This window comes from Psychrobacter sp. KFRI-CH2-11, assembly GCF_038239325.1.
Lineage (GTDB): Bacteria > Pseudomonadota > Gammaproteobacteria > Pseudomonadales > Moraxellaceae > Psychrobacter > Psychrobacter celer.
Window position 1 is genome coordinate 1,143,061 of sequence record NZ_CP151283.1, and the last position, 12,010, is coordinate 1,155,070.

Genomic DNA, 12,010 nt, shown 5'->3' on the forward strand with positions numbered 1-12,010 from the left:
TTAGATGAAGATACTGTTCAGTCATAAACAAGAAATAATGTGTTTTTGTAGTTGTTTTCGTGTGCCAAAATCTTTACTATCTTCACCCTCGGATGCTACTTACTCATAAAAGTCGGGTTAAGTAGTGAAACAATGCGGATGTTTGGAGATATACAATGCGCGCAACTTTTCATTTAAAAACTCTCACAGTAGCTGTTGCTGCTCTATCTGTCGCTAGCGTTGCTAGTGCTGCTGGTCTTGATCGTTCAGGTCAAGACATCACCGCATTCTTACAAGATGGTACCTATGCCGAAACCGTTTATACTTATATCGATGCCGATGTGAGTGGTAAGGATTCATCAGGCAACAAAATTGATGACATCGCAGAAGACTATGACTTTTTCCGTTATGGTGTAAAAGCAGATATCAATGACACCTTTAGTATCGGTATCTTATATGACGAGCCATTTGGTGCTGCCGCTGATTATCTTGGCGACAATGACTTTGTAGCACAAGGTGATGTAAACAACTCTGCGAAATATTTAACACAAGGCAAATATACGTCTTTTGAAGATTTAAACTCAGACTTTAGTAGTGCTCGTAATAATGCGGTAGAAGAAGCTACCAAAGCGCAAAATTTTGCTCAGCAAGCAGGGCAAGCTCAGCAGAGAGGTGACCTTGCAGAAGCGGGTAGATTAGCTGCTCTAGCGAAGGATTCAGAAAAAAAGGCATTAGCTTCTAAAGCTACAGCTGAGAAACTTGGTGCTCCCTTAAATGCAGTTAAGTCTGAGCTAGATAGTAAAGGCGAGGGTACAAATGTTGAAGTGCGTACTGAAAGCCTTACAGCGATTTTAGGTGCTAAATTCGGTACTAACAAAGAGTTTCAAATCTATGGTGGCCCCGTTGCTCAGCAAGTACAAGCTGATGTCAAACTAAGAGGACTGGCTTATGGTTTGGCAAATGGTTATACCGCTCATATAACCTCTGATAAGGATATTGGTTGGTTGGCAGGTGTTGCTTACAGCAAACCTGAAATTGCTTTAAAAGCTGCATTGACCTACCGTTCAGAAATTGACCACGCGCTTCCTATAGACGAACAATACCCAGTAGCAGGAATAAGCCAGGGTGGTAATATTGATATTACTACACCAAAATCTGTGAACTTTGACTTTCAGACTGGTGTCAATCCAACGACACTAGCTACGGCAAAAGTACGCTGGGTACCATGGAGTGATTTTGCAATCGTTCCACCCGTCTATAATGCTGTCAGTAAAAACCTAACTCAAGATGATATCGGTTTGCCTTTAGTGAGTTATGATGAAGACCAGTGGCAGGTTGAGTTAGGTCTTGCTAAACGTCTAGCACCAAAGTTTGCCGTTAGTGGTACCGTTGGTTGGGACAGTGGCGCTGGCAACCCTGTCACTTCACTAGGCCCAATTGAAGGCTATTATAGTGTCGGTCTAGGTGGTAAATACGACATCACAGAAAACTGGGCAGTGTCTGCAGGTGGTAAATACCTACGGTTCGGCGATGCTGATGGTCAAATTCCAACCAAGCAAGTCGTCAGCAAGTTTGAAGACAACGACGGTTTTGCGCTGGGTGTGAAGTTGTCTTATCAAGCAAAATAAGCACTAAATCAGTTTAGTTTTAAATTGAGATAAATGCTAAAAAAGCGATCCATTATGGGTCGCTTTTTTTTGGCAAAAACAAACAGTATGGTCAGCCTTGCTGGTGAATAAACATATGATTCTTTTATTTAGAGTCGACCATAGGTGAGATTTCTGCTTAATCAAAATGTCAAATAGCTAGTTAATACTTATCAGTCAGTGAACGATTGTTTTAATACTTTACTGTGCTGTTCTTTATAAAAATGGTGGCCTAAAACGGCCTGCTTTTTTACAAAAAAAATTTTATAAAATATATCTATTATAATCAATGAGATATAGTGCATTATATAAGGTGGTATATAGACGACAAGAAAGCGTTTGTGAGGTAAAAAATGCCACATTATTGGCTCAATAGAACAGTGGTGAATATTCTATTAACATAAATCTATCTTTGTAAAATCTCTAAAAGAGTATTGCTATAGTATAGAAGTTTAATTATGATACTGAAATCAGTTACGTTGTCTTACATAGCGGTAATGTCTGATAACAACGAAAGTGAGGTTGCATAAGTCTTCGTTACTTTCGACAGTTAAGTCGTTTGGCAAAGGATTGCATAGCATCGGCTGACGTTACTAGTACAGGTCACTAGTCTGTATAGTCTCCGAGCTACTTGCCAGTTATTTTATTCATGGAGGATATCTAAGTGTCTCAAAATTTTCCTATCTCTAAACTTACCCTCGCTCTGATTACGCTATCGGCTGCTTCGTTGACGCAAGCTGCTGGCCTCGACCGTTCTGGTCAAGACATCACTGCATTCTTGCAAGATGGTACTTATGCAGAGACTGTCTATACCTATATCGATGCTGATGTTACTGGTGTTGATAATGATGGCAATAAAAGTGGTGATATTGCTGAATCCTATGACTTCTTTCGCTATGGTGTTAAGACAGATATAGGCGATAGATTCAGTGTGGGTGTATTGTATGATGAGCCTTTTGGTGCAGCCGCAAAGTATGAAGGTGATAATAACTTCACTGGAGTAGCAGATGTAACTGGTGCTGGAGCTATTCAAACAGTTGCACAAACTGCTGTTGGAAGAACTCAAGATAAAATTGATCAAATTAATACACAAATAGCAGGTATTGATGCAGCTTTAGCAAACCCCAATCTGCCACCAGCGCAACAGCAAGTATTAGGTCAAAACAAAGCAGTTTTAGAACTGGCAAATGGCGCTCTAGCTAATGCAGTTACAGGCTTTGAGTCATTAAATGATGCGCCAACCCTTGAAAATTATAATAATTTAATTGAGGGTACTCGAGAGAATATTGCTCAAACTGAAGGAATTCTTAACCAAATAGCACCAGGCTTGTCGGATGAGACAAATCAACTTGCACAAAATCTGTTGGATGGTAACAAAGAAGATCTAGCGCAAAGTGAAGCCACCCGTGATGCAGTCGCCAACTTATTAAGTATTGATGAGGCAACCAATGTAGAAGTACGTTCTCATACGCTATCACTTATCGGTGGTATGAAGTTTGGTGCTCAGAACCAGTTTCAAATATATGGTGGGCCTGTTGCTCAGCGTTTAGAAGCAGATGTTAAGCTAAGAGGTAACGCTTATAAAGGAGCTGCTGGATATACTGCACACATAAGCCCCGATCAGGACTATGGTTGGTTGGCTGGTATTTCTTATAGTAAGCCTGAGATTGCTTTAAAGGCGGCTTTGACGTACCGCTCTGAGATAGACCATACATTAAATGCCGCCGAATACTTTCCGGCGCTCGCAATACAAGGGAAAGACCCTAATAGTACAAACGACTTTGAGGTAACCACTCCTAAATCTGTGAACTTAGATCTTCAGACAGGTGTGAATCCAACAACCTTGGCTACTGCCAAAGTGCGCTGGGTACCGTGGGGTGACTTTGCAATTAGACCACCTGCATATACTCAAGCATCGAACTTACCCTTGGTTGATTATGATAAAGATCAATGGCAAGTAGAGCTAGGGTTAGGCAAGCGTCTTGCTCCAAAACTAGCGGTTTCAGGCACAGTGGGCTGGGATAGTGGTGCTGGTAATCCAGTGTCTTCTTTAGGTCCTATTGAAGGCTACTATAGTGTAGGTCTGGGTGCGAAATATAATGTCACTGAAAACTGGGCAGTCTCCGCTGGTGGTAAATATCTATGGTTCGGTGATGCTGAAGGTTCATTGCCAGATAGTACTATAGTCTCTGATTTTGAAGATAATGATGGGTATGTATTAGGAGTCAAACTGTCTTATCAAGATAAGTAAGCTTCCAGCCTAATACATATTGATAAGTATGAAGAAGAAGCGATCCGTTGATGGGTCGCTTTTTTTATGTGTCTGATTTGAGATAAAGACAGGCTTAGCCAATAAAAAACCCCGCTACGATCAAGGTAGCGAGGCCGGTCATTAAGATACTATGAGTAGCATATCTGACTTATTTATTTAAGTTAAGCTCCATCTCTTTATATTTGGCAGATACCGAAGGTCTTGGACCGCCAGTCATGATACTCACTGCAAAGATAGCAATAGTACTTAAAATAAAGCCTGGGACAATGGCGTATAACCAGCTATTCAACGCCACACCATTCATCTCAAATGGACCATAGACCCATAGGATGACTGTCAAGGCACCGACGACCATACCGGCGACAGCGCCGTTACGGTTCATACCGCGCCAGGTGAGGCTAAAGATAACGAGCGGGCCAAATGCTGCGCCAAATCCTGCCCAAGCGTTAGATACAAGGTTCAGTACTGAGCTGTCTGGGTTCGACGCTAATAAGATAGCCACGAGAGCCACGACAATCACAGAAATACGGCCGACCAGTACTTGACGCGCCTCTGGTGCTTCTTTATCAAAAAACAGCTTATACACATCTTTTGTCAATGAGCTTGAGACCACCAATAGCTGAGATGAGATGGTACTCATGATCGCTGCCAAGATGGCGGCTAACAAGAAGCCTGAAACCAATGGATGGAATAAGAATTGCGTGAATACCAAAAAGATGGTCTCAGGATCATCTAGGGTCATCGCGGTTTTTTGTACGTAAGCGCGACCAGCGATACCCGTCACACAAGCACCGATCAAGCTGATGATCATCCAGCTCATACCGATGTTGCGCGCTGTCGGAACATCTCGCACTGAGCGAATCGCCATGAAGCGCACGATGATATGCGGTTGACCAAAATAGCCTAAGCCCCATGCAAGTAGCGAGATGATACCAAGTGCTGTCATACCACTTGTGATATCAAGCATACTAGGATCGATGGTTCTGATGGCATCAGTCGTGGCTGACACGCCGCCCAAATCTGTCAAGGCAACGATAGGGACGATCACCATGGCAAACAGCATGATGACACCCTGTACAAAGTCAGTCATCGATACGGCAAGGAAACCACCAAACAAGGTATAAATGACGACCACACCAGCGGTGACCCATAGGCCTGTGCTATAAGATAGATTTAATGAGCTTTCAAACAGTTTACCACCACCGACGAGGCTGGCTGCGGTATAAACTGTGAAGAAGAGGATGATAACGATGGCAGAGATGACGCGCAGCATGTGCGATTTGTCTTCAAAGCGATTGGCAAAGTAATCAGGAAGGGTGATGGCGTTGTCAGCAACTTCGGTATAAACCCGAAGACGCGGTGCCACGATGATATAGTTTAAAAAAGCACCCAATGTCAGACCGATGGCAATCCAAGCACTGACCACACCATCGGCATACATAGCGCCTGGCAATCCAAGCAATAACCAGCCTGACATGTCTGACGCACCCGCTGAGAGTGCCGTTACTGCTGGGCCGAGATTACGACCACCGAGCATATAGCCTTCTGTGTCATTGGCCTGCTTAAAGTAAGCATAAATGCCAATCCCAATCATCACTAAAAAATAGGCGCCGAGCGATATCAGCACGCCACTAGAAACTCCGTTCATATAAATTGTCCTTAACCAACTGCGTTGGCGGTAATTATTTTTAACTATAAAGAGTAAGTATTACAAGACGCTGTCCAAAACAATATCTAAAGACGAAAAAAGCCATTAAGTAGGACATAATGGCTTTGATTCAATATCTGCTGTTAGTTTTATATGATTGGCGTTGTTCTAGGGCGAAGGTATATAGATCATGACACTGCAATTATCGACCCAGTCATCCGCTCATAAATAGCACATGGTATAGTCAATAAGGAGCAAATCAAAAAGTCGATGCTTCGCTTTATCGCATTTGCCAGTTGTATACCTATGGTTATATACCTATATTAATCGCCAATATAACCAATCATTTAAAACCATTAAACCTACTGCCACCTATCATATATTACTCGAAGTGTTCAATATATGACTATCAGTGTTCATATGGTAAATTTTTGTTATAAAAACAACGTCAAGCGTATTATAACGTATGACTACTACAAATGCGAATGGCGTGCCTGCTAGTAGCAAGGCACAAGAATTATGCGCCTTGACTGATGCTATATAGTATGAATCACTTTATTAATCGATAGGAGATAATAAATCCAATAGCGCCGTCACACTGCTAGATTGAGTCAGTTTTGGATTGATGACCACGCCCAAATAGCGCTGTAGCTCAATATTGTCCGCCATATCGATACGCTCCAAGTCTTGACTGATCATGGTCTGCGGCAGTACCGACCAGCCAAGACCGACAGAGACCAGCATGCGAATAGACTCTAGTGGGTTAGTGCTCATGGTCGCATAAGGCTTGAGGTTATGCTTGGCGAACTCAGCTAGTGTAATCTGACTGGTAAAGGTATTGGCAGAGGGCAAAATCGCAGGATAGCGAGCCAACTGCTCGAGCGTCACATTGGATTTGGTCGCCAATGGTGACAAAGTACCTGTCATAAAGTATAAAGGGTCAGACCAAAGCGTATGGTAGGTTAGCCGCTTGTCGTAGACAGGTGGCAAAGTGACAAACGCCAGTGACAAGTCGCCGTCTAATACTGCTTTGTGTGCCGCCTCTGAATCGACAAAATGCACTTCTAGCTGGACGGCAGGATACGCTTGGATAAAGTGTTTGAGAACAGGTGCTAAATGGTGTAGGCCAATATGGTGGCTGGTACCGATAATCAGCTTACCTGAGACAATATGCTGAGAGTGCTGCAGGTTTATCTTGAAGTTTTCATAATCTTCAAGCCAGCGTTTGGCATGCGGCAGCATTTCGGTCGCCGCTTGCGTGGGTACGATACCGCGTCCGACAGTATCGAACAAAGTGATGTTAAACTCATCTTCCAAATTTTTGATACGTTTACTGACTGCAGGCTGAGTGATAAACAGCTTTTCGGCTGCGCCTGAGATGCTGCCAGTGTGCATAACGGTAACGAATGTCGTCAAATTTGTGGTGTTCAAACGGATGTCCTTAGCTACTTTGTAAGCTATAAATAAAAGTTGGCTGACCCAATCACAATGTATTAGAAATAAAAGTTTGTGTCTATGTAAAAATCATCAATTATTATTATAGGATTAGCCTGCTATAATCACAAGACATCGAGACGTATTGTCACATATTTATTGCATAAACGGCGGTATTTTTTCGTATAACGCTTGTTTTAAGCGCAGTTTTTAGCAATAAATACTAGATAAGTATGCCGACCTGACAAAGCGTTGGCGTAGAGATAAGATATACCAACATACTACCTAGACTAGACCTTATTTTTGCTTACCGATAGCAAGCAGATAAAAATAGTAAGCAAGTGAAAATAGTAAGCAAGTGAAAATAGTAAGCAAGTGAAAATAGTGGGTCAGTGAAAAACTGAGCAATTAGTAATTAGCAATCAATAAAGGATAGCAATATGGCCGGTCAAACGTTATATGACAAACTTTGGAACGCTCACGAAGTCACCAAGCGTGATGATGGCTCGAGCCTGATTTATATCGATCGCCATTTGCTGCACGAAGTGACAAGTCCACAGGCGTTTGAAGGCTTAGAGCTGGCCAATCGCACACCGTGGCGTCTGTCTGCAAATATCGCAAGCCCAGATCATAACGTCCCAACAGTGACCAAAGAGCGCTTAGAGGGCGTGTCGGGTATCAAAGACAAAGTATCGCGCTTACAAGTACTGACGTTGGATGAAAACTGTAGCAAGTTCGATATTGCTGAGTTTACCATCAATGATGCGCGTCAAGGTATTTTGCACGTGGTCGGTCCTGAGCAGGGCTTGGTGCTGCCCGGTATGACAGTGGTCTGCGGTGATTCACATACCGCCACTCATGGCGCGCTAGGTTGCCTCGCTCATGGCATCGGTACCTCTGAGGTTGAGCATGTACTAGCCACTCAGTGTTTGATTCAAAAGAAATCAAAAAATATGCAAATCCGAGTCACTGGTAAGCTTGGCGCTGGCGTGACGCCAAAAGATGTGGTGTTAGCGATTATAGCCAAAATCGGTACGGCAGGCGGCACAGGATACGCCATTGAATTTGCAGGGCAAGTGTTCGAAGACATGAGCATGGAGGGGCGCATGACCGTCTGTAATATGGCGATTGAGGCGGGCGCACGCGTTGGTATGGTGGCGGTCGATGATACGACGATTGACTATGTCAAAGGTCGTCCTTATGCGCCAACCGAGGAGCAGTGGGAGCAAGCCGAAGCTTATTGGCGTACGTTATACTCAGATGATGATGCCGTATTTGATAGCGTGATTGAGATTGATGGTAGTGAGATTGCGCCGCAGGTGTCTTGGGGCACGTCACCTGAAATGGTCGTCGATGTCACTCAGTCTGTCCCGACACCTGACGAAGCTATCGATGAGGCGCAGCAAGAAGGCTGGCTACGCGCATACACCTATATGGGCCTAACTGCAGGTCAAAAGATTACCGATATCCAGCTTGATCGTATTTTTATTGGCTCATGCACCAACTCGCGTATCGAAGACTTGCGTGATGCTGCTGCGGTCATCAAAGGCCGCAAAGTCGCTGACAATATCAAGGAGGCGATTGTGGTGGCGGGCTCAGGGCAGGTCAAGCAGCAGGCAGAATCAGAAGGCTTGGATACCGTCTTTACGGAGGCGGGTTTTGAGTGGCGTGAGCCTGGCTGTTCGATGTGCCTTGCGATGAATGCCGATAAGCTAGAGCCTGGAGAGCATTGTGCCTCAACCTCTAACCGTAACTTTGAAGGCCGTCAAGGCAATGGTGGTCGTACGCATTTGGTCAGCCCCGCGATGGCAGCAGCAGCAGCATTGGCGGGTCACTTTGTGGACGTGCGTACGTTTTAAGACCGTTCATCCATAACTCCCTCATTGAATTGATAGGAAAAACTATGCAAGCTTATAACACCCAAACGGGTATCGTTTGCCCACTTGATCGCGCAAACGTCGATACCGACCAGATTATCGCCAAGCAGTTTTTAAAGTCCATTAAACGTACTGGTTTTGGCGTCAATCTATTTGATGACTGGCGTTATTTGGACGAAGGGTTTCCGGGGCAAGATAATAGTAAACGCCCGATCAACCCTGATTTTGTCTTAAATCAGCCCCGCTATCAAGGTGCTACCATTTTGCTGGCACGCAGAAACTTTGGCTGTGGCTCAAGCCGTGAGCATGCGCCTTGGGCACTGTCAGAATATGGCTTTCGTACGATTATTGCGCCAAGCTTTGCCGATATTTTTTATAATAACTGTTTTAAAAACGGTATGTTGCCCATCGTCTTAGACGAAGAGATTGTCGATGAATTGATGAAAGCGACCATGGCCAATGAAGGCTATGAGCTCACCGCCGATCTTGAGCGTCAAGTTGTCATCACTCCAAGCGGTGAAGAGTACGCTTTTGAGGTCGATGAGTTTCGTAAGCATTGCTTGTTAAATGGTCTTGATGACATCGGACTGACTTTGCAGCAAGGCGACGCCATCAAAGCGTATGAGGACAAAATGAAGCAAAAAACACCGTGGGTGTTTAATGACGTACAAGCATAAAAAAGTGCCTCTTAACCGTGGTGGGCAACGTGCTGAACAATAGTAATGCAGCGTTGAGTTATGGCGGTGAACTGGCTAAAATAAGGGGGTCGTTGTGTTGTTTTTATCTTCCTTATTATAAACAGTAGCCGCCATTATGAATAAAACACGTTATGCTTTGTGGACCAGTACAGTGATTGCTGCCAGTTTTTTAATGTCAGGCTGCCAGCTATTAACCGGTTATCAAAAAATTGATGAAGCCGAAGATGCCAAAGTATGGGCAGGCCATATTCAGCCAGTCGCAGGCGAGGTAAGTATCGCGTGTGTTGGAACCTATCACTGCGAAATCGTGCAGATAGACAAAACACTCGTCATCGCTCCTGACAGTCACGAGCCGGTAAATCCAGCCATGGTGACGACGCTTGCAGAGGGCACAAAAAAGACCCCAACCAGTGCAGAGATGATGCCGCTTGCCAATAAAAAGTCGATCAAGATAGTGCCGCTATCCGCCTCTGCAATGCCAGGATTGACCAATTACTATGCCAGAGTCATGCCAGCCAAGCGCGAAATTCACGTCAATTTCTATCCAGAAAATAACGTGGGCTATGTTGAGCGTTTTGCCATGATTCATGATTTTACTCAGGCAGGGACTTATCAGTTACGTGCTTATCAAAAAAAACCTAGTAATAAGTCAGGCAGCTTGCTAGAGACCGCGTCGCCCGAGCCTTTATGCATTGAGCTGCTACAGGGTAGTACCGTACAGCGCCGGTTTTGTAAGCAGTTAGATAGCAAGCATCGAGGTGAGTTTGTAGAAACCCGTATATAAAAATCTGGTTAATACGTCGATGTCATCTATTTGTGCTAGATAGCCTGCTTCACTGTCGTTTGTCTCATGTTTAACGCAGTTTTTGAGATAAAGACACGCCTTAAAAGCCGCGAAACACGCTGTAGCGAAGGCGTATATTTTGGTATGTTTTAGCAAAAATCCATCGCAGTATTATTCAATAAAAACCTATGAAAAAGGATCAGTATGGCAACGATTTTGACACTAGCGGGCGATGGCATCGGCCCTGAGATTATGACTCAAGCCATTGATATATTAAATGCCGTCAATGACAAGTTTGCGTTAAATTTGACCCTCGAATCTGGGCTGATCGGCGGCGTCGCCATCGATGCGACTGGCGAGCCTTTACCAGATGAGACCTTGGCTCGTGCCCGTGCCGCCGATGCAGTATTGCTAGGCGCGGTCGGTGGTCCAAAATGGGATGGTATCGAGCGCAGCAAGCGTCCTGAGCGTGGTCTTCTGAAGATTCGCGGTGAGCTTGGCTTGTTTGCCAATCTACGTGTGGCAAAGCTCTATCCTCAGTTGGCCAATGCCTCGAGTATCAAGCCTGAAATCATCTCAGGTCTCGACCTGCTAATCGTGCGTGAGCTGACAGGCGGTATCTATTTTGGAGAGCCGCGCGGTATTCGTACGCTAGATAATGGTGAGCAGCAAGGCTATAACACCATGGTATATAGCACAAGCGAAATTCAGCGTATCGGCAAGGTGGCATTTGAGTTGGCAAAAACGCGGGCAGCCGCGACAGGTAGTGCTGCCAAAGTCTGCTCAGTGGATAAGGCCAATGTCTTAGAGGTCACTGAGCTGTGGAAGCAGACGATGATTGATATGCAGCAGGCTGAGTATGGTGATGTGGCGTTATCACATATGTATGCTGATAATGCGTGCATGCAGCTAATCAAAGACCCAAAACAGTTTGACGTCATGGTGACGGGCAATATGTTTGGTGACATCTTATCTGACGAAGCTGCGATGCTGACAGGGTCTATTGGTATGTTGCCATCAGCCAGTCTTGATGTGTCAGGAAAGGGTATGTACGAGCCTTGTCATGGCTCGGCACCGGATATCGCAGGGCAAGACAAGGCCAACCCATTAGCGACGATATTATCTGTTGCCATGATGCTGCGCTACACCTTTAAGCAAGAAGCGGCCGCCCAAGCCATTGAACAAGCAGTCAGCGACGTGCTGGATGATGGACTTCGTACGCTCGATATTTTAGATCCTAGTGAAGCTGGATTGACTCAAGTTGGCTGTCAGCAAATGGGACAAGCCGTTTTGGCAAAATTGGTATAAGGCTCTGCGATATCGCGGCCTATAAAAAGCCATATACAAAGTTTGACGACTCATTTAACGTCTGACTGCTCGTTTTTTGACTGTTAAATCGTCATATTTTATAAATTTAGCACCCATAAATTGCTATGCAGTTTATGGGTTTTTTTATACTTGTCTTACATTAGTTTGGCTGCGCTGGGTAACATAACCAACCTGTTATCCGCAAAAAAGTACTTTTGTTAACACAGCTTGTGCAGAAGGCCAGTCTTATTAACATAAAGGTGTTATATGCTCACAGACCGATATGGCACCATATTTCACGTATACAACTGATAAAAAAACGATCTGATAAAAATAATCGATATAACAATAAAACCTGATAAAA

The 12,010-nt window shown here is 44.4% G+C and carries 8 protein-coding genes; 6 read left to right on the forward strand and 2 right to left on the reverse strand.

Annotation, left to right across the window (positions count from 1 at the left end; genetic code table 11):
• The first annotated feature begins 155 nt into the window (after nt 1-155).
• Nucleotides 156-1,607, forward strand: a complete 1,452-nt coding sequence (locus tag AADH33_RS04780; RefSeq protein ID WP_348549741.1) for a hypothetical protein — start codon at nt 156-158, stop codon at nt 1,605-1,607.
• Between the two features lie 682 nt (nt 1,608-2,289).
• Entirely contained in the window at nt 2,290-3,876 is a 1,587-nt protein-coding gene (locus AADH33_RS04785) for a hypothetical protein (RefSeq protein WP_348549742.1), read from the forward strand.
• Between the two features lie 169 nt (nt 3,877-4,045).
• On the opposite strand, the gene putP is transcribed toward AADH33_RS04785, so the two are convergent.
• Together putP and AADH33_RS04795 are read right to left on the reverse strand one after the other, a co-directional pair.
• Nucleotides 4,046-5,545, reverse strand: coding sequence for a sodium/proline symporter PutP (gene putP, locus AADH33_RS04790; RefSeq protein ID WP_348549743.1), 1,500 nt, complete (start codon nt 5,543-5,545; stop codon nt 4,046-4,048).
• A gap of 558 nt (nt 5,546-6,103) precedes the next feature.
• Complete coding sequence (locus AADH33_RS04795) at nt 6,104-6,976, reverse strand: LysR family transcriptional regulator (protein WP_075101606.1); 873 nt, start codon at nt 6,974-6,976, stop codon at nt 6,104-6,106.
• 443 nt (nt 6,977-7,419) lie between these two features.
• On the opposite strand from AADH33_RS04795, the gene leuC reads away from it, so the two are divergent.
• The 4 genes from leuC (at nt 7,420) to leuB (ending at nt 11,646) form a co-directional block, all read left to right on the forward strand.
• Nucleotides 7,420-8,838, forward strand: a complete 1,419-nt coding sequence (gene leuC, locus AADH33_RS04800; RefSeq protein WP_348549744.1) for a 3-isopropylmalate dehydratase large subunit — start codon at nt 7,420-7,422, stop codon at nt 8,836-8,838.
• A 44-nt stretch (nt 8,839-8,882) separates the two neighbouring features.
• Nucleotides 8,883-9,533 (forward strand): 3-isopropylmalate dehydratase small subunit, encoded by a 651-nt coding sequence (gene leuD, locus AADH33_RS04805; RefSeq protein WP_100749554.1) that lies wholly within the window; start codon nt 8,883-8,885, stop codon nt 9,531-9,533.
• A 136-nt stretch (nt 9,534-9,669) separates the two neighbouring features.
• The gene (locus AADH33_RS04810) at nt 9,670-10,338 is read left to right on the forward strand and encodes a hypothetical protein (RefSeq protein WP_100749553.1); all 669 of its coding nucleotides are present in this window, start codon (nt 9,670-9,672) and stop codon (nt 10,336-10,338) included.
• 204 nt (nt 10,339-10,542) lie between these two features.
• Nucleotides 10,543-11,646: a 3-isopropylmalate dehydrogenase gene (gene leuB / locus AADH33_RS04815; RefSeq protein ID WP_348549745.1), complete on the forward strand. Its 1,104-nt coding sequence runs from the start codon at nt 10,543-10,545 to the stop codon at nt 11,644-11,646.
• Nucleotides 11,647-12,010: the final 364 nt, after the last annotated feature.

Excerpts from the sequence above, each read along its gene's own strand:
- AADH33_RS04780 (WP_348549741.1), top strand. The coding sequence starts at position 156 with ATGCGCGCAACTTTTCATTTAAAAACTCTCACAGTAGCTGTTGCTGCT.
- putP (WP_348549743.1), bottom strand. The coding sequence starts at position 5,545 with ATGAACGGAGTTTCTAGTGGCGTGCTGATATCGCTCGGCGCCTATTTT.
- leuC (WP_348549744.1), top strand. The coding sequence starts at position 7,420 with ATGGCCGGTCAAACGTTATATGACAAACTTTGGAACGCTCACGAAGTC.
- leuD (WP_100749554.1), top strand. The coding sequence starts at position 8,883 with ATGCAAGCTTATAACACCCAAACGGGTATCGTTTGCCCACTTGATCGC.
- AADH33_RS04810 (WP_100749553.1), top strand. The coding sequence starts at position 9,670 with ATGAATAAAACACGTTATGCTTTGTGGACCAGTACAGTGATTGCTGCC.
- leuB (WP_348549745.1), top strand. The coding sequence starts at position 10,543 with ATGGCAACGATTTTGACACTAGCGGGCGATGGCATCGGCCCTGAGATT.